Here is a 23,320-nt window from a genome sequence, read left to right on the forward strand (position 1 = left end):
TCTTTTTTTTCGTCAGAATGAGGATATGCCATGGTGATTTTATGAGGTGACTATGGATATCTTTATTTCAAAGAAGATGCGTAATTTCATTCTGTTGGCGCAAACCAATAATATTGTCAGGGCGGCGGAAAAAATACATATGACGGCCTCTCCCTTTGGCAAAAGCATTTCGGCGCTGGAGGACCAGATTGGTTACACGCTGTTTACCCGCAAAGATAACAGCATCAGCCTGAACAAAGCGGGACAGGAGCTGTATCAAAAACTTTTTCCGATTTATCAGCGTTTATCCGCAATCGATAACGACATTCAGCACTCGGCCCGCCGCTCGCGCAATGTTGTGATCGGAATCGACAATACCTATCCCACCATTATTTTCGATCAGCTGATAAGCCTCGGCGACAAGTATGACGGCGTGACCGCGCAGGCCGTTGAATTTAGTGAAAATGGGGTGATCGATAACTTGTTCGACAGAAAGCTCGATTTTATTCTTTCGCCGCAGCAGGTTTCAGCCCGCGTCCAGCAGTTGGACAATCTTACCGTGACAGACTTACCGCCGCTGCGTCTGGGGTTTCTGGTCTCCCGGCGTTATGAAGAGAGGCAACCGCAGGAGCTCTTACAGGAGTTACCCTGGCTACAAATGCGCTTCCAGAACAGAGCCAATTTTGAAGCAATGCTGGATGCGTATATGCGCCCGTGTGGGATTAGCCCCACGATTATCTATCGGCCTTACAGTTTTATGGCGAAGATTAGCGCCGTAGAGCGCGGGCAGTTTTTGACGGTAATACCGCATTTTGCCTGGCGTCTGGTGAATCCGGCAAAACTCAAGTATTTCGACGCACCGCACAGCCCAATGTATATGCGTGAGTTTCTCTATTCCCTGAAGAACCATCGTTATACCGCCACGATGCTTCAGCATATTACCGAAGATCGTGACGGTACCGCGAACTAACCGAGCATCGAACCGCTTTCCTGCAGGTTGCGGTGGAGATCAAACGCGTGACGAAGATCGTGATGGATATGCCCGCCGGGGGCATTTTCCAGATAGCGGTGCAGATAATCCCGGTACAGCGGATGCGCGCAGTTGTCGATAATCGTGCGCGCGCGCTGAAGCGGGGATAACCCGCGCAAATCAGCAATACCTTGTTCGGTAATGATGACCTTCACGCTGTGTTCACTGTGATCAACGTGACTGCACATCGGGACAATCGTTGAAATCTTCCCGTCTTTCGCAATAGACGGCGCCATGAAGATAGACAAATAGGCGTTGCGTTCAAAATCGCCGCTGCCGCCGATACCATTCATCAGATTGACACCGGCAATATGCGTCGAGTTGGCGTGACCATAAATATCAAACTCAAGACCAACATTCAGCGCAATTACCCCCAGACGGCGAATAATCTCCGGATTATTGGAGATCTCCTGTGGCCGGAGCACGATGCGGCTGGCGAAGAAATCCATATTGTCGTAAATCTTCTGCAGTGAATTAGCCGAAACGGTCAGGCTGGATGCACTGGCGCCGGTAATTTTCCCCGTCTCCAGCAGATGCACCACCGAGTCTTGCAACACCTCGGAATACATCATAAACGGTGGGATCTCCGGATTTTCGCCAAGTCTCGCCATGACTGCATTGTTAATATTGCCAACCCCGCTTTGCAGGGGCAGAAATTCCGGCGGAATGCGCTGGTTCACGATTTCATTGAGTAAGAACGCCACGACGTTGTCGGCAATTTGCTGGCAGGTCGGGTTTTCTTTTGTCGTCGTGTTTCCGGCGTCGGGTAATTCGGTTTCCACCAGGGCGACAATCTTTTTGGGATCAATCTGCACACAATGGCTGCCTACGCGATCCATGGTATGAAAAATAGGTACGCTATTGCGCCTCGGCGGCGCGCCGGGAATGACGATATCGGCCAGCTCGGAGACCCGCGGGCTATGGTAGTGATTCAGTTCTATGATCACTTTTTTCGCCCGCAGCAGCCAGGTTGGTGCATTGCCGATCCCGCTGGAAAGCCAGACCCGGCCATCCGGTGCAATCGATGAGGCCTCGATCACCGCAACGTCAATGTCGCCAAAGAAGCCGTAATTGACCATTTGCGCCACTTCGCTCAGATGCAGATCGACAAAATTAACCTGCCCCTGATTGATTTTTTCCCGCAGGCCGGAGGAGGTCTGATAGGGCGCTCGCCAAGAGACAGCGTCCGCCTCTGACAGTGCGTCGTCTGCCGCCGCGCCGATAGAGGCTCCGGTCAGCAGACGGATCTGAAAGGGCTGTTGTGCGTCATGCTTTTCACTGGCACGTCTGGCAATGGCGGCGGGCAGGGCTTTCGGCGATCCGGCCGGGGTAAAGCCGCTGAAGGCAACCATATCATCGTGCTGAATAAACTCCGCCGCTTCATCGGCGCTCATTCGTTTCATCCTGCGTTCCTTAGTTGGACGCTATTAATGACCGACAAAATTCGGTTTCCGTTTTTGCAGGAAAGCGTTCATCCCTTCCTGATAGTCCTCGCTGTCGTAAACGGCGCGGCGCATTCCCTGGATACGCTCAAATTCGTCGGAATTCATGGTGTGCGCTTCACCCAGTACGCGTAGCTCTTCCTTGATGACGGCAATAGCCAAAGGCGCTTTTTCTGAAATGTGGTGCGCTATCTGGAGGGTGAAATCTTCCAGTTCGGCGACATCGACCACATGGTTAAGAATGCCGACAGCCAGCGCCCGTTGTGCGGTAATGGGGGAGGCGGTAAAAATCAGCTCTTTGACGATATGGAAACCTGCGTCACGCGTCAGGTTGTGAATGCCCACCAGGTTATACGGCACGCCGAGATTGACCGGGGTCATCGAGAAGGTCGACGTGCTGGCGGCGATAATCAGATCGGAACTCATGATCATTTCAAACGCGCCGCCCCAGACGCTGCCTTCGACCATGGAAATAACCGGTTTAGGATATTTTTGGATCATGCGGGTGATCTGACGCAGCGGATCGTCATAAGAGAGCGGATCGCGCCGCCCGGTGGGCAGTTCGTGAATGTCATGGCCCGCCGAGAAGACTTTTGCCCCGCTGGGGGCGCGCAAAATAATGCAACGAATGTCCGGTCGATTCAGGTCGCTCAGCGCCTGCATTAAATCGTCCATAAAGACTTTACTCAGGGCGTTGAGTTTACGGGCATAGTTAAACTCAATAACCGCAACTTTATGGATAATGACAACGTTAACATATTGATAAGACATAAAAGTTCCTTTATTCAAAATACTGATGCTGAAGAAATTCGTTGATGTGACGCAGGCCGGTACGCGGTGACAGGTCATTGTTTTTGACCGCCTGCAGCATTTGATGGAAATAACGATCAAATTCGGTACGGGTGAAGAGCAGGCGCAGCGCCGATTCTTCGGTCTGTTTTTGCAGCCAGTCGACCGACTGCTGCTGGCGAACTTGCGCCAGCCGACCGCTGGCGGTGAGTGCGGCTCTGAAGTCGGCGATGGTCTGCCAGACCTCTTCAATGCCGCGTTTTTCAAGTGCGCTGCAGGCCAGAACCTGTGGCTGCCACTCTTCGTACTTGCGGCGTAAAATATGCAGCGCAGAGTCATACATATGGCGGGCAATGGCGACGTTGGGGCGATTGTCGCCGTCATCCTTGTTAATGACGATCAGGTCCGCCATCTCCATGATCCCTTTTTTGATCCCTTGCAGAGCGTCGCCGCCGCCCGCGATTTGCAGCGAGACAAAGCAGTCCACCATACGGGCGACTTCAATTTCTGACTGACCCACGCCAACGGTTTCGACAATGACCACATCGAAGCCCGCCGCTTCGCAGAGCAGCATCAATTCGTGAGCGCGCTGGCTGGTTCCGCCCAGATGTCCGCTGGACGGCACCGGGCGAATAAACGCGGCATCGGAGCGCGCCAGTTCCGTCATGCGGGTTTTGTCACCGAGAATACTGCCGCCGCTCACCGGGCTGCTCGGGTCGACGGCAATAACTGCTACCCGCAGGCCGTGGCGGATAAGCAACATGCCGAATGCGTCCAGAAAGGTGCTTTTTCCCGCACCTGGCGTACCGGTAATGCCCAGACGCAGGGCATTGCCTGTGAACGGCATGATCGCATCCAGCAGTGTTGTACTCAGCGCCTGATGCCCCGGATGACGGCTTTCTATCAGCGTCATGGCCTGAGCGAGCGTGGCGCGATCGCCCAGCCGTAATCGCCGGATAGTCTCTGTCAGTGTGGCGTCGTTAATCATGCTGTTGCCCAATGCGGGTCAACACATCGCGTACGCTTTCCAGCATGGGGGTGCCGGGACCATAAATTGCCGCGACGCCGCGTTCTTGCAGGAAAGCGTAATCCTGAGGTGGGATCACGCCGCCTGCCACGACTAAGATATCGTCGCGCCCCCAGTTTTTGAGCGCAGTCACCAGTTCTGGGATCAGTGTTTTATGCCCGGCGGCCAGCGACGATGCGCCTACCACGTGCACGTCGTTTTCGATCGCCAGACGGGCGATCTCTTCTGGCGTGGAAAACATCGGGCTGAGATCAACGTCGAAACCGAGATCGGAATAGGCGCTGGCGATCACTTTCGCGCCACGATCGTGACCATCCTGGCCCATTTTGGCGATCAGGATCCGTGGGCGGCGGCCATAGTCGGTGAGAAACTGTTCGGTTTGCGCAAGGATGGCGTCGAACTCAGCGGCGGAGTTGCTGGATTGATGATAGCTTTGCGCAATCACGCCGGTGACGCACTGGCTGGGGACCAGGTAACGGTCGAACGCCGTTTCCAGCGCGTCGGAAATTTCACCCAATGTGGCGCGAGCCCGGGCGGCAATCACTGCGGCGGCAAGCAGGTTTTCATTGTGTTGTGCGGCATGGGTGAGGGCGCTCAGAGCGGATTTGACCGCCGCGTCGTCGCGGGTGGCGCGGATGTGCTTCAGTGAGGCAATTTGCTCATTGCGGACTTTAACATTGTCAATTTCCAGCACTGACGTTTCATCTTCTTTCTCCAGCTTGTATTTATTCACACCGACGATCACCCGTTTGCCCTGATCGATCAGCGACTGTTCGCGAGCAGAAGCCTCTTCGATCATCCGTTTTGGCAGTCCGGCTTCGATAGCCTTCGCCATGCCGCCCGCCTCGTCGATCTGCTGGATGATCGCTCGCGCCTGCTTGACGACCTGATCGGTCAGCGACTCTACGTAGTAAGAGCCCGCCAACGGATCGACGGTGCGACAAATTTCTGACTCTTCCTGAATGATGATTTGCGTGTTGCGGGCGATACGCGCCGAAAAATCGCCAGGCAGACCCAGCGCTTCGTCGAAGGCGTTGGTATGGAGAGATTGGGTACCGCCAAGCGTAGCGCCAAGCGCTTCAATGGTGGTGCGGATGACGTTGTTATAGGGATCTTGTTCGGTCAGACTCCAGCCGGAGGTCTGGCAGTGGGTGCGCAGTGCCAGCGATTTCGGGTTGGTTGCCCCAAAACTGCTGACCGCTTCGCTCCACAGGTAGCGTGCGGCGCGCAGCATGGCGACGTTCATAAACAGATCCATGCCGATACCGAAGAAGAAGGATAAGCGGGGGGCAAAATCATCAATTTTCAGTCCGGCGGAGAGCGCCGCTTTGATGTACTCAATACCGTCCGCCAGGGTGAACGCGACCTGCTGTACACAGTTGGCGCCTGCTTCACCCATGTGATAACCGCTGATACTGATGGTGTTGAAGCGCGGCATATTGCCCGAACACCAGGCAATGATGTCGGCGATAATGCGCATGGAGGGTTTTGGCGGATAAATATAGGTGTTGCGGCACAGGTACTCTTTCAGGATATCGTTTTGAATCGTGCCGGTGAGTTGTTCTGGTGTGACGCCCTGTTCTTCTGCAGCCACGATATAGAACGCCATTACCGGCAATACCGCGCCGTTCATGGTCATGGAGACGGACATCTTATCCAGTGGGATCTGGTCGAACAGGACTTTCATGTCTTCCACGGTATCAATAGCGACACCGGCTTTACCCACATCGCCCGCCACACGTGGATTATCAGAGTCGTAACCGCGATGGGTGGCGAGATCAAACGCCACGGATAATCCTTTTTGCCCCGCAGCGAGGTTGCGACGGTAAAAGGCATTGGACTCTTTGGCGGTTGAGAAACCGGCGTACTGGCGAATGGTCCAGGGTTGCGCCGTGTACATGGTGGCGCGTGGACCGCGAACATACGGCGGCAGGCCGGGGAGGGTATCCATCACTTCCAGGTTGTCGAGGTCGGCGGGGGTATATAACGGTTTGACGGCGATCCCTTCTGCCGTGTGGCGTACAAGGTCTTCGACGGTTTTTTCCTGACGGCTGAGTTCCTTATTGGCCAGCCGTTGCCAGTCCTGCAAATGTGACATGTGTTGCTCCGTATTACGCAATGGAATGGGTTCTTGCGAATACGGTGAGCTTTTTAACCTGCGCTGTCGCCAGCAAAAAACAGCCAACGACGCGTCGTTTTTTGCCGCCTGGAATTATTTATTTTGTGATGTATTTCAAAGACTTTTATTTGCAAGTGCGCCGGATAAACTCAATGTTATCCGGCAATCGGGCATTAATCCTGACGCAGCACTTTATGACCGTACGCCAGCAGCGCGTCAGTGACGTTGCGCATCATGCGGCTTTCCGGCGCAAAACGGTGCCAGTAAAGCATCCGGCGTTGAAACAGACCGGGCGTTAAGTCGATCAGCTCGCCGCTGTTTAACTCTTTCTCAATCTGCAAATGGGGGATCATACAGCAGGTCGTGCCCTGGCGAGCCAGCTGTACAAAGGCTTCAGAAGAGTTAACGATGTGACACGGTACGCTACCCGGCGGTAGGTCGAAGTTCTGTTGCAGGAAGGCCTGGTGCATATCATCGAGATGGTCAAACGCCACGGCGGGCGCTTTCAGCAGCGCCGAGCGGGTGACGCCGTTCGGAAAATAACGTGCCGCAAAGGCGCGTGAGGCCACGAACAGATAGTCGAGTGCGCCGAGCTTATCGACCAGACAGCTTGGCAGCGCCTGATGCTGAATACTCACCGCACCCACCACCTCGCCGCGGCGCAGACGTTCTTGCGTACGGGTTTCATCTTCCACCTGCAAGTTCAGGCGGATAGGCGAATCAGCCAGCACGGGGGCCAGCGCAGGCAGCAGCCAGGTGGCCAGACTGTCGGCGTTAACCGCCAGCGACAACAGCAGCGGCGTGGAGCCGGTTTGCTCGTCTCCCAGCCACTCGTCTTCCAGCAGCTCAACCTGGCGCAGCAGCGCCAGCAGCTTTTGCCCTTGCTCAGTCGGGCGTGGCGGAACGGTACGTACCAGCAGCGGCTGCCCGAACATATTCTCAAGCTGTTTTATGCGTTGCGAGACGGCGGATTGCGTGATGCACAGCTTCTGTGCTGCGCGCTCAAATCCTCGTTCACGTATCACCGCATCCAGTGCTTGTAGTGTTCTGTAGTCCGGACGTTTCATTGCTATGACGTACTCCTAAAATTTGGGGGGTTCTGCACTATGACACAAATTTTAGTTGGGTACAGACGAATTCCACCGTCTGCAAATGGGGTTGGGGACATTTTTCTCGTCAATGTTCTATAATGCGCCTGAAATTTCACACCACAGGCGAAACGACCATGACGCAGGATGAACTGAAAAAAGCAGTAGGATGGGCGGCACTTCAGTATGTACAACCCGGAACCATTGTAGGAGTAGGGACAGGCTCAACCGCCGCGCACTTTATTGATGCGCTGGGTACAATGAAAGGCCAGATTGAAGGCGCAGTGTCCAGTTCGGATGCGTCCACTGAAAAACTCAAAAGCCTTGGCATTCACGTTTTTGATCTTAACGAAGTGGACAGCCTGGGTGTCTACGTTGACGGCGCGGATGAAATCAACGGCCACATGCAGATGATCAAAGGCGGTGGTGCGGCGTTAACCCGTGAGAAGATTATTGCCTCGGTGGCGAAGAAATTCATTTGTATCGCGGATGCCTCCAAAGAGGTGGATATTCTGGGGCGTTTCCCACTGCCGGTAGAAGTGATCCCGATGGCGCGTAGCGCCGTTGCACGCCAGTTAGTGAAACTTGGCGGCCGTCCGGAATATCGTCAGGGCGTGGTGACGGATAACGGGAACGTGATCCTCGACGTACACGGCATGGAAATCATCGACCCTATCGCGATGGAAAATGCCATCAACGCGATCCCGGGCGTGGTGACTGTCGGCCTGTTTGCCAACCGTGGTGCGGACGTTGCGCTGATTGGCACCGCTGATGGTGTGAAAACCATCGTGAAATAATCTGACAGGGGAACCGCTTCCCCTGTGAAAAAATTTTTGGTAGGGCAAATTTGGTGACATGTATCACGTTTAGAATGTTGCCCTGCCGATCTCGCTAAACTCCCGGCACTTCCCAGCATTTTCCTCTGTTATTTCCTGCCGAATGATATGTCCTCAGAATGGCGACGCAAACGTTCATATTGCCGCGATAGTTTTTTTTGATATGTTGAAGGCGGATGCAAATCCACACACACAACATCAGATTGATAAAAAGACAGGGTCGGGGAAATGGCAAAGGTATCGCTGGAGAAAGACAAAATTAAATTTCTGCTGGTTGAAGGCGTGCACCAACGTGCACTGGAAAGCCTTCGCGCGGCAGGTTATACCAACATCGAATTCCATAAAGGCGCTCTGGATGCCGAGCAACTGAAAGAATCGATCCGTGATGCCCACTTCATTGGTCTGCGATCCCGTACTCATCTGACAGAAGAGGTGATTGAAGCGGCAGAGAAACTGGTGGCGATTGGCTGTTTCTGCATCGGCACCAACCAGGTTGATCTGAGCGCGGCGTCAAAACGCGGGATCCCCGTGTTTAACGCGCCATTCTCAAATACCCGTTCTGTCGCGGAACTGGTGATTGGTGAGCTACTTCTGCTGCTTCGCGGCGTACCGGAGGCAAATGCCAAAGCGCACCGTGGCGTCTGGAACAAACTGGCATCAGGCTCTTTTGAAGCGCGTGGCAAAAAACTGGGCATCATTGGTTACGGTCATATCGGTACTCAGTTGGGTATTCTGGCGGAGTCGCTGGGGATGCATGTCTACTTCTATGACATTGAAAACAAATTACCGCTGGGTAATGCGACTCAGGTTCAGCACCTCTCCGATCTGCTGAACATGAGCGATGTCGTGAGCCTGCACGTACCGGAAAACGCCTCGACCAAAAACATGATGGGTGCGAAAGAGATCGCGTTGATGAAACCGGGTGCACTGCTGATCAACGCCGCTCGTGGCACGGTCGTGGATATTCCGGCACTGTGCGATGCGCTGGCAACCAAACATCTGGCGGGTGCCGCGATCGACGTCTTCCCGACGGAGCCGGCAACCAACAGCGATCCTTTCACCTCGCCGCTGTGTGAGTTCGATAACGTGATCCTGACCCCGCACATTGGTGGCTCAACCCAGGAAGCACAGGAAAATATCGGTCTTGAAGTTGCCGGTAAACTGACGAAATATTCTGATAACGGCTCCACGCTTTCTGCGGTTAACTTCCCGGAAGTGTCGCTACCGTTGCACGGCGGCCGCCGTCTGATGCACATTCACGAAAACCGTCCAGGCGTATTAACTGCGCTTAACCAGATTTTTGCTGAGCAGGGCGTCAACATTGCGGCGCAATATCTGCAAACCTCTGCGCAGGTGGGTTATGTGGTCATTGATATTGAAGCCGATGAAGATGTGGCGGAGAAAGCGTTGCTGGCGATGAAGGCGCTCCCGGGCACCATTCGCGCGCGTTTGTTGTACTAATTTTGTCCTGCCCGGTGGCGCTACGCTACCGGGCCTTATTTCGTGTAGACATCCACACCGTAGTCCCGGCCAGGCAAAGACGTCTCCCGGTTCGGATGAACATCCCTGAGTCGTTTCCAGCCGCAGTTGAGTCCTCTTGCAACATATACATCCTGTTTACGAGCGTTGCCGCAATCGGTGATAAAAGGCGTTGTGGCGCGTTGAGTATCAAAAAAAGGAATTTACGATGGGGCTTCAGCATAGGGCTGAAACGGAAAAGCCCCTACCGTAGCAGGGGCTTAAAAAAGGAAAGGGACGATGATGAGATACGTCATCATGCTGCTAATCCTGTTAATCATAGCCTACCCAGCATATTAACAGAGAGGAAGCAGGAGGGAGGTTCGCCTCCCTCACCCTTTACCGAGGAATTTAGGTCAAAAAAAAAGCGGTGTCAATGGGAAGAAAACGGCGGCCATTCCCACACTTTCGACGGTGTTACTACAGCCGGTAAGGGAATATCCCACTCTTCAACCGGCAGTTTTTCGACTAACTGACAGTCATGGGCATAGCCCACCGGTTGGATCCCGTGTTGCCGCCAGTTCTGCAATGTCCGGTCATAAAATCCGCCACCCATACCCAGACGCTGCCCCTCTTCGTCAAACGCCACTAACGGCGTTACCAACACATCCAGTTGCGCAAGCGGCAATACGTCGCGCACATCCAGTTTCGGCTCCTGAATCTTCAGGCGATTGGTGACCAGTTCGCTTTGGGGGTGATAGTGCAGAAACAATAAATTGCCGGGACTAAACGGGTGCAGGACCGGGAGATAAACACGTTTACCTGCTCGCCAGAGTTGTTCGATCAGCGGTTGAGTGTCGAGTTCGCCATCGAATGAGAGAAATAACGCGACAGTGTGCGCCATTACTATCGGTGGGTAAGCAAGCATTCTGTTCGCTGCATGCTGGCCGAAATGGGTTTGCTGCTGAGGGGTCAGTGCCCGTCTACGTTGGCGTATTAGCTGGCGGATTTCTTGTCGGGATAAAGAGAGTTCGGGAAGTTGTGTCATAGCTGTTGGTAGGTAGAAGGGAATCTCCGAGATGCCGCCGCAGGCTGTAACCCTTGAACCCTTGGTTCAAGGTGAATGCGTCGTCACAGTTTTAAGGCTTCTCGGACGGACCGAGCATGCTCACCAACCGTGGAGCGCCACATTCTTGTGGTATGAAATATCGGCTCAGGGGACTGGCCCGCTTGCAAACATCTCAGAGAAATTTTGTCTTCACGGTCACTCTACCATAGTAAACCGAAAAGTGTTATTCAAAGTTTTGGCCCGTTTTTTCGGTTATGCGACCCTGATCAAGCAACGCCTGTTCGATGGTCTGCTGCAGCATCCGAATACGTTGTTCCATGCTCGCCGCGTAGTCACGCGTCTTCGCTTTTTCCTGAGCTAATTCATAGCTGATGTTCAATGCGGCAATGAAAACCAGCTGCTCAGTATTTGTGACTCTAGTGCGAACTTTTAGATCTTGCAACCGCTGATTAAGATCGTCCGCTGCCTGATTCAACGCATCCTTTTGTTCAGGCGGGCAATTCACTCGCAGTGAACGGCCAAATATTTGGATATCGACGGGTTGTGCAGACATGCCACCTTCCTGCTGATTGACTGCGCTGCCTTCGTCTCCGGACCCTGGGTCCGCGAAGGGGCGACACTATAGCTACCCTGGTATGAAGATACAAGCCCTTTTCTGGTTCACCAGGGTCCAAAGTGGTAGCATATCATGAATATCCTCCCTTTGATGACGAATGCTTATGTCTATACAGAACGAAATGCCTGGTTACACCGAAATGAACCAGTTTTTGAACCAACAAGGGGCAGGACTGACCCCAGCCGAAATGCACGGTTTGATAAGCGGGATGATTTGTGGCGGCAACAACGACAGCTCCTGGCAGCCGCTGCTTCATGACCTGACAAACGAAGGTCTGGCCTTTGGTCATGAACTGGCGCAAGCATTGCGTAAAATGCACGCCGCGACCAGCGATGCGCTGGAAGATGACGGCTTTCTTTTTCAGCTTTTTCTGCCTGAAGGAGACGACGTCAGCGTGTTCGATCGCGCCGATGCACTGGCAGGTTGGGTCAACCACTTTTTGCTCGGCCTTGGCGTCACACAGCCTAAGCTCGACAAAGTGACGGGTGAAACCGGCGAAGCGATTGACGACCTGCGCAACATTGCGCAGTTGGGTTATGACGAAGACGAAGATCAGGAAGAGCTGGAGATGTCGCTCGAAGAGATCATCGAATATGTGCGTGTTGCGGCGCTGCTGTGTCACGACACCTTTACGCGTCAGCAGCCAACTGCGCCGGAAGTGCGCAAACCGACCCTGCACTAAGAACGAAAACGCCAAGGAGAGTGTTATGAGCGAACTATCCCTGCAAGAATACCTGCGTCGTCGCCAGGCACTGCTGGCGCAAATGCCGCCTGGCAGCGCGGCGCTGATTTTCGCCGCGCCAGAAGCGACGCGTAGCGCGGACAGCGAGTATCCGTATCGCCAAAGCAGCGACTTCTGGTATTTCACCGGTTTTAATGAACCGGAAGCTGTGTTGGTGCTGATTAAAAGCGATGACACTCATAACCACAGCGTTTTGTTTAACCGGGTTCGCGACCTGACTGCGGAGATCTGGTTTGGCCGTCGTCTTGGGCAAGATGCCGCGCCAGAAAAGCTGGGCGTGGATCGTGCGCTGGCGTTCAGCGAAATCAACCAGCAACTCTTCCAACTGCTTAATGGCCTGGATGTGGTGTATCACGCGCAAGGCGAATATGCCTGGGCGGATGAGATTGTCTTCACTGCGCTGGATAAGCTGCGCAAAGGGGCACGTCAGAATCTGAAAGCACCTGCGACGCTCACCGACTGGCGCCCGATGGTGCATGAGATGCGCCTGTTTAAATCAGCGGAAGAGATCGCCGTAATGCGACGTGCCGGAGAGATCAGCGCGCTGGCGCATACACGGGCGATGGAGAAATGCCGTCCGGGCATGTTTGAGTATCAACTGGAAGGGGAGATTCATCACGAATTTACGCGTCACGGCGCGCGTTATCCTTCCTATAACACCATTGTTGGCAGTGGCGCAAATGGCTGCATCCTGCATTACACCGAGAATGAAAGTGAAATGCGCGATGGCTCGCTGGTGTTGATTGACGCCGGATGCGAATACAAAGGGTATGCCGGGGATATCACACGAACCTTCCCGGTCAACGGCAAGTTCACCTCCGCCCAGCGCGAGATCTACGACATTGTGCTGGCGTCGCTGGAAACCAGTTTGCGCCTGTACCGCCCGGGCACCTCCATTCAGGAAGTGACCGGCGAGGTGGTGCGCATTATGGTAACTGGCCTGGTGAAACTGGGCATCCTGAAGGGCGAAATCGATCAACTGATCGCCGATAACGCCCATCGACCTTTCTTTATGCATGGCCTGAGCCACTGGCTGGGGCTGGATGTGCATGATGTCGGCACCTATGGTAAGGATCGCTCCCGTCTGCTTGAGCCGGGTATGGTTCTGACCGTGGAGCCAGGTCTCTACATCGCACCGGATGCTGACGTACCGGAAGCGTATCGCGGTATTGGTATCCGAATTGAAGACGACATCGTCATCACACAAACCGGTAACGAAAACCTGACCGCCAGCGTAGTGAAAAAAGCCGACGACATCGAAGCCTTAATGGCTGCGGCGCGCCAACAATGAGCGTGATTATCGTAGGCGGCGGGATGGCTGGGGCGACGCTGGCGCTGGCAATCTCTCAATTGAGTCATGGCAAGTTGCCGGTGCATCTGATTGAAGCGACGGCGCCTGAAGCCCAGGATCACCCGGGTTTCGACGCCCGGGCGATCGCCCTGGCGGCAGGCACCTGTCAGCAACTGGCGCGGATGGGTATCTGGCAGGCGATCGCCGATTGCGCAACGGCCATCAATACCGTTCACGTTAGCGATCGCGGGCATGCCGGGTTTGTGACTCTGGATGCGCAGGATTATCGTATTGCGGCGTTAGGACAGGTCGTTGAGTTGCACGATGTCGGTCAGCGCTTGTTCGGACTGTTGCGCAAAGCGCCGGGCGTGACGTTGCATTGCCCTGATCGCGTCGCCACGGTCTCGCGCACGCAGGAGCAGGTCAATGTCACGCTAGAAAACGGTGATGTGATTACCGGCGACGTCCTGGTTGCGGCTGATGGCACGCGTTCTGCGCTGGCAACGGCCTGCGGTGTGGACTGGCAGCAAACGCCATACGAACAGTTAGCGGTGATCGCCAACGTGGCTGTCTCTGTGCCCCATGAAGGTCGTGCGTTTGAGCGCTTTACCCAGCATGGTCCACTGGCGATGTTGCCAATGTCCGGGGAGCGTTGCTCACTGGTGTGGTGCCATCCGCTTGAGCGACGTGATGAGGTGATGGCCTGGTCTGATGAACAGTTTTGCCGTGAATTGCAGAGCGCATTTGGCTGGCGACTGGGACGTATTACCCAGGCGGGGAAACGCAGTGCCTATCCTCTTTCGCTGACGACGGCGGTCAAAGCCGTCACCCATCGTACGGTGCTGGTGGGAAATGCCGCGCAGACACTGCACCCTATCGCAGGACAAGGGTTTAATCTTGGATTACGCGATGTGATGAGCCTTGCCGAAACGCTGACCCAGGCATGGCAAGCAGGCGAAGACGTCGGCGAATATCGCGTGCTGTCGCGTTATCAACAGCGTCGACAGGCAGACCGTGAAACAACAATTGGTGTGACGAACAGTCTGGTTTATCTGTTTGCCAATCACTGGGCGCCGTTGGTTGTCGGACGCAATGTCGGGTTGATGGCAATGGAATTATTGACACCGGCACGCGATGTGCTGGCGGAGCGGACCCTGGGTTGGGTAGCGCGTTAAATATGACCTGTAGGCCGCAGAACCCAGTAGGCCTGATAAGCGTAGCGCCATCGGGCAACTAACAATGCCGGATGGCGGCTTCGCCTTATCCGGCCTACGGTTTTTGAGAGTCCCATTTTCGAGGAGCAAACAGTGCAAAGTGTTGATGTAGCTATTGTGGGTGGAGGCATGGTAGGTCTGGCCGTCGCCTGCGGCTTACAGGGTAGCGGTTTACGGGTCGCCGTGCTGGAACAGCATGTCCCTCAGCCACTGGAAAATGATGCTCCACCGGCGCTTCGCGTGTCGGCCATTAATGCTGCCAGCGAAAAATTGCTCACGCGTCTCGGCGTGTGGTCAGATATTGTTGCCCGTCGGGCCAGCTGCTATCACGGCATGGAAGTCTGGGACAAAGACAGCTTTGGACGCATTGCGTTCGATGATAAAAGTATGGGCTACAGCCATCTTGGGCATATCGTTGAAAATACGGTGATCCACTATGCTCTGTGGCAAAAAGCGCAGCAATCCTCGGATGTTACTCTGATGGCCCCCGCAGAACTGCAGCAGGTGGCCTGGGGGGAAAATGAAACGTTTCTGACCCTGAAAGACGGCACGATGTTAACCGCTCGCCTGGTGGTTGGAGCGGACGGCGCGAACTCCTGGCTGCGCAGCAAAGCAGATATTCCGCTGACCTTCTGGGACTATCGCCATCATGCGCTGGTCGCAACCATTCGTACCGAAGAGGCGCATGATGCCGTTGCACGCCAGGCGTTTCATGGCGAAGGTATTCTCGCGTTTTTGCCCCTCGTCGACCCGCATCTCTGCTCTATTGTCTGGTCGCTTTCGCCACAAGAGGCTGAGCGGATGCAACATGCGAGCGAAGAGGAATTCAACCGGGCATTGAATATTGCGTTTGATAACCGGTTGGGGTTGTGTCGCGTGGAAAGCGAACGCCAGGTATTCCCGCTGACGGGGCGCTATGCGCGCCAGTTTGCCGCCCATCGTCTGGCACTGGTCGGCGATGCCGCCCATACCATCCATCCGCTGGCGGGGCAGGGGGTTAACCTCGGCTTTATGGATGCTGCGGAACTTATCGATGAACTGAAGCGTTTGCAGCGTCAGGGCAAAGATATCGGTCAGTATCTGTATTTGCGTCGTTACGAGCGCAGCCGTAAGCACAGTGCCGCCATGATGCTGGCAGGTATGCAAGGTTTTCGCGAGCTGTTTGCTGGGGAGAATCCGGCGAAGAAATTGCTGCGCGATATTGGTCTGAAACTGGCCGATACCCTCCCTGGTGTAAAACCGCAACTTATCCGTCAGGCAATGGGGTTGAATGATTTACCTGAGTGGCTTCGTTAACAAATCCCCCCGCTTCTAAGAGTTTGAGACCCGTCACACTTTCTTCTCCCGGCCTTCGCGCCGGGGGACTTACCTCATTTGAAATAATCTAATTCCACGCTGTTTTTCGCATTAGATTTTTTTATATCACTATTTTCTCTAGTCTCGATTTTTGACATTTTTTTAGAATTTAATATCGATTCAGTCGGTTTTTTTCGCCTGTGATTTGTGTGTTATAGGCGTGTTAATTATATTTTTGGTTTTTTGTTCTGTGGTCTGCTTTGCCATTTTTTGGCATAAGCTAATGTGATAGTTAATTTTACCTTATGGTTAAGCGTCAGTTTCGGTGGTAAGTTCAATGGAAAAGAGAACGTTTGCGTTGAGGCCATGACGTGGCTTCGATGACGGGTTTCGTGGCGTAAATTTCATCACGAAATGGTTGCAAGCCCTGCTTATTCAACGAGGAAAAGATGGCTCAACAGACTCCTTTGTACGAACAACACACGTTATGTGGCGCACGAATGGTCGATTTTCATGGCTGGATGATGCCGCTGCATTACGGTTCCCAGCTCGATGAGCATCATGCTGTGCGCACCGATGCCGGTATGTTTGATGTTTCGCATATGACGATTGTCGATCTGCGAGGCAGCCGCACCCGGGAGTTTTTGCGTTATCTGCTGGCAAATGACGTGGCAAAGCTAACGAAGAGCGGGAAAGCCCTCTACTCCGGTATGCTTAATGCCTCGGGCGGCGTGATAGATGACCTTATCGTCTACTACTTCACTGAAGATTTCTTCCGCCTCGTTGTTAACTCCGCCACCCGCGAAAAAGACCTCTCCTGGATTTCCCAACACGCTGAACCTTATGCCATCGACATTACCGTCCGTGACGATCTGTCGTTGATCGCCGTACAGGGACCAAACGGGCAGGCTAAAGCCGCCGCGTTGTTTACCGAAGAACAGCGTCGCGCAGTCGACGGGATGAAACCGTTCTTTGGTGTCCAGGCGGGCGATCTCTTCATTGCGACAACCGGTTATACCGGTGAAGCGGGCTATGAAATCGCCATGCCAAATGAAAAGGCGGCAGATTTCTGGCGTGCGCTGGTGGAAGCTGGCGTGAAACCGTGTGGTCTGGGTGCGCGTGATACGTTGCGTCTGGAAGCTGGCATGAACCTGTACAGCCAGGAGATGGACGAAAGCATTTCTCCATTAGCCGCCAACATGGGCTGGACCATTGCCTGGGAACCGACTGACCGTGATTTCATCGGTCGCGAAGCGCTGGAAACGCAGCGTGAAAAAGGGCACGAGCAGTTGGTCGGTCTGATCATGACGGAAAAAGGCGTGTTGCGTAATGAGTTGCCGGTTCGTTTTATCGATGCACAGGGCAACACGCAGGAAGGCATTATCACCAGCGGCACGTTCTCTCCGACGCTGGGCTACAGCATTGCGCTGGCGCGTGTGCCAGCAGGCATTGGTGAAACGGCGATTGTGCAAATCCGTAACCGCGAGATGCCGGTAAAAGTAACGAAACCTGTTTTTGTGCGTAACGGCAAAGCCGTCGCGTGATTCATCCTTTTTTGGAGATTGATTGATGAGCAACGTACCTGCAGAACTGAAATACAGCAAAGAACACGAATGGCTGCGTAAAGAAGCGGACGGTACTTACACCGTGGGCATTACCGAGCACGCTCAGGAACTGTTGGGCGACATGGTGTTTGTCGATCTGCCAGACGTCGGCAGCACCGTTAGCGCAGGCGATGATTGCGCGGTCGCTGAGTCCGTCAAAGCCGCCTCTGATATTTATGCACCGGTGGGGGGCGAGATCGTGGCCGTTAACGACGCGCTCAGCGACTCTCCGGAGCTTATCAACAGCGAACCGTATGCGGGTGGCTGGATTTTCAAAATCAAAGCCAACGACGCGAGCGAAATCGACGCGCTGCTGGATGCCACTGCATACGAAGCCCTGTTAGAAGACGAGTAATGTTGTGCCGGATGGCACTGCGTTTATCCGGCCTACAGGTCACCGTAGGCCCGGTAAGCGTTAGCGTCACCGGGCAATTGAGTTAGAGACAATCACGATTCACTGCACGTTTCAGGAACCATCGCCCATGACACAGACGTTAAGCCAGCTTGAAAACAGCGGCGCTTTCATTGAACGCCACATCGGACCGGACGCTGAGCAACAGCAAGAAATGCTGAATGCCGTTGGCGCCGAGTCGTTAAACGCGCTGATCGGCCAGATTGTGCCGAAAGATATTCAGCTTGCGACCCCGCCGCAGGTGGGTGAAGCTGCGACCGAATATGCTGCGCTGGCAGAACTCAAAGCTATCGCCAGCCGCAATAAGCGCTTCACGTCTTACATCGGCATGGGCTACACCGCCGTGCAATTGCCGCCGGTTATCCTGCGCAATATGTTAGAAAATCCAGGTTGGTACACCGCGTATACGCCATACCAGCCGGAAGTCTCTCAGGGGCGTCTGGAATCACTGCTGAACTTCCAGCAGGTGACGCTGGATCTGACCGGCCTGGATATGGCCTCTGCGTCTCTGCTTGACGAAGCGACTGCGGCGGCTGAAGCGATGGCAATGGCGAAACGCGTGAGCAAGCTGAAAAACGCTAACCGTTTCTTTGTCGCCTCCGACGTACATCCTCAAACGCTGGACGTAGTTCGCACCCGTGCGGAAACCTTCGGTTTTGATGTGATCGTTGATGATGCCGCAAAAGTGGTTGATCACCAGGATGTGTTTGGCGTGCTGTTACAGCAGGTGGGCACGACCGGGGAAGTACACGACTACAGCGCGCTGATTACTGAGCTGAAGTCGCGCAAAATTGTGGTCAGCGTCGCCGCCGATTTTATGGCGCTGGTTCTGCTGACCGCGCCAGGCAAACAAGGCGCAGATATCGTTTTCGGTTCTGCACAACGCTTTGGTGTGCCGATGGGCTACGGCGGCCCGCATGCGGCATTCTTTGCCGCGAAAGATGAATTCAAACGCTCTATGCCAGGCCGTATTATCGGCGTATCAAAAGATGCGGCGGGCAATACCGCTCTGCGTATGGCGATGCAGACTCGCGAGCAGCATATTCGTCGCGAGAAAGCGAACTCCAATATCTGTACCTCTCAGGTGCTGCTGGCCAACATCGCCAGTCTGTATGCGGTTTATCATGGTCCGGTAGGGCTGAAACGCATTGCAAATCGCATTCATCGCCTGACCGATATTCTGGCAACTGGCCTGCAACAGAAAGGGATGAAGCTGCGTCATGCGCACTACTTTGACACGCTGTGCGTTGAAGTGGCTGATAAAGCTGCGGTGCTGGCGCGCGCGGAAGCGGCAGAAATCAACCTGCGTAGCGATATCCATAATGCAGTAGGCATCACGCTGGATGAAACGACCACCCGTGAAAACGTGCTGGCGTTGTTCTCCGTACTGCTTGGCGATCATCATGGCCTGAATATCGACACGCTGGACAAAGACGTCGCGTATGACAGCCGTTCTATTCAGGACAGCATGTTGCGTGAAGATGATATCCTGACCCATCCGGTGTTTAACCGCTATCACAGCGAAACCGAGATGATGCGTTACATGCACTCTCTGGAACGCAAAGATCTGGCGCTGAATCAGGCGATGATCCCGCTGGGCTCCTGCACCATGAAGCTGAACGCGGCTGCCGAGATGATCCCTATTACCTGGCCGGAATTTGCTGAACTGCATCCTTTCTGCCCGGCGGATCAGGCGGAAGGGTATCATCAGATGATCAGCCAGCTTTCTGAGTGGCTGGTTAAACTGACCGGTTACGACGCCGTGTGCATGCAGCCAAACTCAGGTGCGCAGGGCGAATATGCGGGTCTGCTGGCGATTCGTCATTACCACGAGAGCCGCAACGAAGGGCATCGTGATATCTGCCTGATCCCGGCGTCTGCCCACGGTACTAACCCGGCGTCCGCGCAAATGGCGGGGATGCAGGTCGTCGTTGTCGCGTGTGACAAACAGGGCAACATCGATCTGGCGGATCTGCGTGAGAAAGCGGAACAGCACGGCGACAGCCTCTCCTGCATCATGGTGACGTACCCGTCCACCCACGGCGTGTATGAAGAGACGATCCGTGAAGTGTGCGAAATCGTTCATCAGTTTGGCGGCCAGGTTTACCTTGATGGCGCAAACATGAACGCACAGGTCGGTATCACCACGCCTGGCTTTATCGGCGCAGATGTATCGCACCTCAACCTGCATAAAACCTTCTGCATTCCGCACGGCGGTGGCGGCCCTGGTATGGGTCCTATCGGGGTGAAATCGCATCTGGCGCCGTTTGTGCCAGGTCATAGCGTGGTGCAAATCGAAGGCATGCTGACCCGTCAGGGCGCGGTTTCTGCAGCTCCGTTCGGTAGCGCATCTATTCTGCCTATTAGCTGGATGTACATCCGCATGATGGGCGCAGAAGGCCTGAAAAAAGCAAGCCAGGTGGCTATTCTCAATGCTAACTACATTGCCAGCCGTCTGAAGGATGCTTATCCGGTGCTGTACACGGGCCGTGATGGCCGCGTGGCGCACGAATGCATTCTCGATATTCGCCCGCTGAAAGAAGAGACGGGCATCAGTGAACTGGATATCGCCAAACGCCTGATCGACTACGGTTTCCATGCGCCGACCATGTCCTTCCCGGTTGCGGGTACGCTGATGGTGGAACCGACGGAATCCGAAAGCAAGGTTGAACTGGATCGCTTTATCAATGCGATGCTGGCGATTCGTGCTGAAATTGATCGCGTGAAAGCGGGCGAGTGGGCACTGGAAGATAACCCTCTGGTTAACGCGCCGCACACTCAGAATGAGCTGGTGGCGGAGTGGAATCATGGGTACACCCGTGAAATCGCTGTGTTCCCTGCAGGCGTAGAGAACAAATACTGGCCGACAGTAAAACGTCTCGACGATGTTTACGGCGACCGTAATCTGTTCTGCTCTTGCGTACCGATGAGCGAATATCAGTAATTTTTCGCTTCAACTATCTTTTAAAGGCGCTTCGGCGCCTTTATTTTTGGGGGGAAGGGGATGGCAATCGCACTTGTAACGGGAGGCAGTCGCGGGATCGGGCGAGCAACCGCATTGCAACTGGCGACAGAGGGGTACACCGTCGCAGTCAACTTTCATCACAATATTCGCGCGGCAACGGAAGTGGTCAACACGATTGTCGCTGCGGGCGGTAAGGCATTCGCCCTGCGTGCTGACATTAGCGATGAAAGCCAGGTGATGGCGATGTTTGAATCTCTCGATCGTACCGGCGAACCGTTGACTGCGCTGGTGAATAACGCCGGGATTTTATTTGAACAAAGCACGGTAGAAAACCTGACCGCCGAACGGATTAATCGCGTGCTGGCCACTAACGTGACCGGTTATTTCCTCTGTTGCCGGGAGGCCGTGAAGCGGATGTCGCTTAAACATGGCGGCAAGGGCGGGGCGATTGTGAATGTCTCTTCGGCGGCAGCAAGGCTTGGCGCACCTTTCGAGTATGTCGATTACGCGGCGTCGAAAGGGGCGGTAGATACGCTCACTACCGGGCTGGCGCTGGAGGTGGCGGCGCAGGGAATCCGCGTGAACTGCGTGCGCCCAGGCCTTATCTATACCGACATGCATGCTTCCGGCGGTGAGCCAGGCAGGGTTGATCGCGTTAAGTCTACGTTACCCATGCAGCGTGGCGGGCAACCGAAAGAGGTTGCTCAGGCGATTGTCTGGCTTTTGAGTGAGAAAGCGTCGTATGTGACGGGCAGTTTTCTTGAGCTGGCGGGTGGAAAATAGTTTTTTGTCGGGTGGTGGCTACGCCTTACCCGACCTACAACTGGATGTGTAGGCTGGATAAGGCGGCAAAAAAATTAGCGCGTCTCGCCGTTGCTGGCAATCACCTCTTTATACCAGTTGAAGCTCTTCTTACGTGAGCGTGACATATCGCCAGTGCCATCGTCATGCTTGTTCACATAGATAAAACCGTAGCGCTTGCTGTACTGTCCGGTGGTGAAAGATACGCAGTCGATGCAGCCCCACGGTGTGTAGCCCATCAGATCCACGCCATCATGCGTTACAGCTTTCATCATCTCTTCGACGTGGGCACGCAGATAGTCAATACGGTAGTCATCGTTGATGCTGCCGTCTTGTTCCACTTTGTCGTAGGCACCAAACCCGTTTTCCACGATAAACAATGGTTTCTGATAGCGTTCATACAGTTCGCAAAGCGCGTAACGCAGACCCGTCGGGTCAATTTGCCATCCCCAGTCTGAGGCTTTCACGTGTGGATTTGGGACACTGCCTTCGAAGCCGGAAATCGCATCGCCACCGCCGCCTTCGGCCTTCACGGCGTTGGTCATGTAATAGCTGAAACCAAGATAATCACAGGTACCTTCACGCAGAACCGCGTCATCTCCCTCTTCCATTTTGATGTTAAAACCACGGCGTTCCCATTCGTTTAACACATAAGAGGGGTAGTAACCGCGAAGCTGAACGTCGGTAAAGACATAGCGCTCACGCATGGATTCCTGGGTGAACATGACATCTTCGGGTTTGCAGGAGAAGGGATAAAGCGGCACCATCGCCAGCATGCAGCCGACTTTCATTTCAGGATTAATACGGCGTGCCGCTTTCACTGCCAGGGCGCTGGCGACAAACTGGTGGTGCAGTACCTGATACAGGGTCTCTTCCGGGTTTTCATGCTCGGTGTAGACCACGCCGGAACAGCAGTAGCCAAACAGCGGCGCGCGCCAGTTCCGCTGATTGTTTATCTCGTTGAAGGTCATCCAGTATTTGACTTTGTGCTGGTAGCGTTCAAACACCACTTCAGCGAAACGCACAAAGAAATCCACCACCTTACGGTGAGTCCAGCCCCCGTACTGCTGTACCAGATGCAACGGCATTTCGAAGTGGGAGAGGGTGATAACGGGTTCGATATTGTATTTGAGTAATTCATCGAACATATCGTCGTAGAACTTCAGCCCTTCTTCATTCGGCTGGGTTTCGTCACCTTGTGGAAAGATACGGGTCCAGGCGATCGAGGTTCGGAAGCATTTAAAGCCCATTTCAGCGAAGAGCTTAATATCTTCTTTGTAGTGCCCATAGAAATCGACCGCTTCGTGGTTGGGATAGTATTTTCCCGGCACCACTTGCTGGGTGATTTCACGTGGAACGCCGTGTGCGCCGCCGGTCAGTACGTCACAAATGCTCGGTCCTTTGCCGCCTTTGTTCCAGCCGCCTTCAACCTGGTGGGCAGCGACTGCGCCGCCCCATAAGAAATCTTTCGGTAAGGTGAGTTTTTTCATCTGGGCTCAATCTCAAATTAATGATCTTCTGATTTTGAGTCTAACAAAGGGA

At 54.3% G+C, this 23,320-nt stretch carries 19 protein-coding genes and 1 other RNA gene; 11 read left to right on the forward strand and 9 right to left on the reverse strand.

Annotation, left to right across the window (positions count from 1 at the left end; all coding sequences use genetic code 11):
• Positions 1–52: 52 nt before the first annotated feature.
• A complete protein-coding gene (gene srsR / locus AC07NP_RS12915; RefSeq protein ID WP_494660712.1) occupies positions 53–949 on the forward strand; it encodes a LysR family transcriptional regulator SrsR in 897 nt (298 codons plus the stop codon).
• Here srsR and scpC read toward each other — a convergent pair.
• The 5 genes from scpC to argP all read right to left on the reverse strand — a co-directional run bounded on the left by scpC (position 946) and on the right by argP (position 7,453).
• Complete coding sequence (scpC, locus tag AC07NP_RS12920; protein ID WP_494660713.1) at positions 946–2,412, reverse strand: succinyl-CoA:acetate CoA-transferase ScpC; 1,467 nt, start codon at positions 2,410–2,412, stop codon at positions 946–948. The genes srsR and scpC overlap by 4 nt on opposite strands.
• 24 nt (positions 2,413–2,436) lie before the next feature.
• Positions 2,437–3,222 (reverse strand): methylmalonyl-CoA decarboxylase, encoded by a 786-nt coding sequence (gene scpB / locus AC07NP_RS12925; RefSeq protein WP_203360050.1) that lies wholly within the window; start codon positions 3,220–3,222, stop codon positions 2,437–2,439.
• 10 nt (positions 3,223–3,232) lie between these two features.
• Complete coding sequence (meaB, locus tag AC07NP_RS12930) at positions 3,233–4,228, reverse strand: methylmalonyl Co-A mutase-associated GTPase MeaB (protein WP_494660714.1); 996 nt, start codon at positions 4,226–4,228, stop codon at positions 3,233–3,235.
• The gene (scpA, locus tag AC07NP_RS12935; protein ID WP_494660715.1) at positions 4,221–6,365 is read right to left on the reverse strand and encodes a methylmalonyl-CoA mutase; all 2,145 of its coding nucleotides are present in this window, start codon (positions 6,363–6,365) and stop codon (positions 4,221–4,223) included. The genes meaB and scpA overlap by 8 nt, the downstream gene beginning before the upstream one ends.
• 194 nt (positions 6,366–6,559) lie before the next feature.
• Positions 6,560–7,453, reverse strand: a complete 894-nt coding sequence (gene argP, locus AC07NP_RS12940; RefSeq protein ID WP_203360053.1) for a DNA-binding transcriptional regulator ArgP — start codon at positions 7,451–7,453, stop codon at positions 6,560–6,562.
• Between the two features lie 158 nt (positions 7,454–7,611).
• On the opposite strand from argP, the gene rpiA reads away from it, so the two are divergent.
• Together rpiA and serA are read left to right on the forward strand one after the other, a co-directional pair.
• Complete coding sequence (gene rpiA / locus AC07NP_RS12945) at positions 7,612–8,271, forward strand: ribose-5-phosphate isomerase RpiA (protein WP_203360054.1); 660 nt, start codon at positions 7,612–7,614, stop codon at positions 8,269–8,271.
• Positions 8,272–8,538: 267 nt separating this feature from the next.
• Positions 8,539–9,771 (forward strand): phosphoglycerate dehydrogenase, encoded by a 1,233-nt coding sequence (serA, locus tag AC07NP_RS12950; RefSeq protein WP_203360055.1) that lies wholly within the window; start codon positions 8,539–8,541, stop codon positions 9,769–9,771.
• Between the two features lie 430 nt (positions 9,772–10,201).
• Here the strand turns inward: serA and AC07NP_RS12955 are convergent, their stop codons facing one another.
• The 3 genes from AC07NP_RS12955 to zapA form a co-directional block, all read right to left on the reverse strand.
• Positions 10,202–10,816 (reverse strand): 5-formyltetrahydrofolate cyclo-ligase, encoded by a 615-nt coding sequence (locus tag AC07NP_RS12955; RefSeq protein ID WP_203360056.1) that lies wholly within the window; start codon positions 10,814–10,816, stop codon positions 10,202–10,204.
• 19 nt (positions 10,817–10,835) lie between these two features.
• Positions 10,836–11,019: non-coding RNA, 6S RNA (gene ssrS, locus AC07NP_RS12960), on the reverse strand.
• A gap of 41 nt (positions 11,020–11,060) precedes the next feature.
• Positions 11,061–11,390: a cell division protein ZapA gene (zapA, locus tag AC07NP_RS12965; protein WP_162380175.1), complete on the reverse strand. Its 330-nt coding sequence runs from the start codon at positions 11,388–11,390 to the stop codon at positions 11,061–11,063.
• 166 nt (positions 11,391–11,556) lie between these two features.
• On the opposite strand from zapA, the gene AC07NP_RS12970 reads away from it, so the two are divergent.
• The 8 genes from AC07NP_RS12970 to AC07NP_RS13005 all read left to right on the forward strand — a co-directional run bounded on the left by AC07NP_RS12970 (position 11,557) and on the right by AC07NP_RS13005 (position 21,760).
• A complete protein-coding gene (locus tag AC07NP_RS12970; protein WP_203360057.1) occupies positions 11,557–12,135 on the forward strand; it encodes a YecA/YgfB family protein in 579 nt (192 codons plus the stop codon).
• A gap of 25 nt (positions 12,136–12,160) precedes the next feature.
• On the forward strand, positions 12,161–13,486 hold the full coding sequence (pepP, locus tag AC07NP_RS12975) for a Xaa-Pro aminopeptidase (RefSeq protein WP_494660716.1): 1,326 nt from the start codon (positions 12,161–12,163) through the stop codon (positions 13,484–13,486).
• Positions 13,483–14,661 carry a 2-octaprenyl-6-methoxyphenyl hydroxylase gene (gene ubiH / locus AC07NP_RS12980; RefSeq protein WP_494660717.1) on the forward strand — a complete coding sequence of 393 codons (1,179 nt, stop codon included), beginning with the start codon at positions 13,483–13,485 and terminating at the stop codon, positions 14,659–14,661. Before pepP ends, ubiH begins: the two co-directional genes overlap by 4 nt.
• A gap of 132 nt (positions 14,662–14,793) precedes the next feature.
• The gene (gene ubiI, locus AC07NP_RS12985) at positions 14,794–15,996 is read left to right on the forward strand and encodes an FAD-dependent 2-octaprenylphenol hydroxylase (protein WP_203360060.1); all 1,203 of its coding nucleotides are present in this window, start codon (positions 14,794–14,796) and stop codon (positions 15,994–15,996) included.
• A gap of 449 nt (positions 15,997–16,445) precedes the next feature.
• Positions 16,446–17,540, forward strand: a complete 1,095-nt coding sequence (gcvT, locus tag AC07NP_RS12990) for a glycine cleavage system aminomethyltransferase GcvT (RefSeq protein ID WP_192613412.1) — start codon at positions 16,446–16,448, stop codon at positions 17,538–17,540.
• 25 nt (positions 17,541–17,565) lie between these two features.
• On the forward strand, positions 17,566–17,955 hold the full coding sequence (gene gcvH, locus AC07NP_RS12995; RefSeq protein ID WP_162380169.1) for a glycine cleavage system protein GcvH: 390 nt from the start codon (positions 17,566–17,568) through the stop codon (positions 17,953–17,955).
• Between the two features lie 127 nt (positions 17,956–18,082).
• Positions 18,083–20,956, forward strand: a complete 2,874-nt coding sequence (gene gcvP / locus AC07NP_RS13000) for an aminomethyl-transferring glycine dehydrogenase (protein WP_494660718.1) — start codon at positions 18,083–18,085, stop codon at positions 20,954–20,956.
• Positions 20,957–21,016: 60 nt separating this feature from the next.
• Entirely contained in the window at positions 21,017–21,760 is a 744-nt protein-coding gene (locus AC07NP_RS13005) for an SDR family oxidoreductase (RefSeq protein ID WP_203360062.1), read from the forward strand.
• 74 nt (positions 21,761–21,834) lie between these two features.
• On the opposite strand, the gene bglA is transcribed toward AC07NP_RS13005, so the two are convergent.
• The gene (gene bglA, locus AC07NP_RS13010; protein ID WP_494660719.1) at positions 21,835–23,268 is read right to left on the reverse strand and encodes a 6-phospho-beta-glucosidase BglA; all 1,434 of its coding nucleotides are present in this window, start codon (positions 23,266–23,268) and stop codon (positions 21,835–21,837) included.
• Positions 23,269–23,320 lie beyond the last annotated feature (52 nt).

The organism is Citrobacter sp. GW821-FHT07H02 (genome assembly GCF_059418505.1).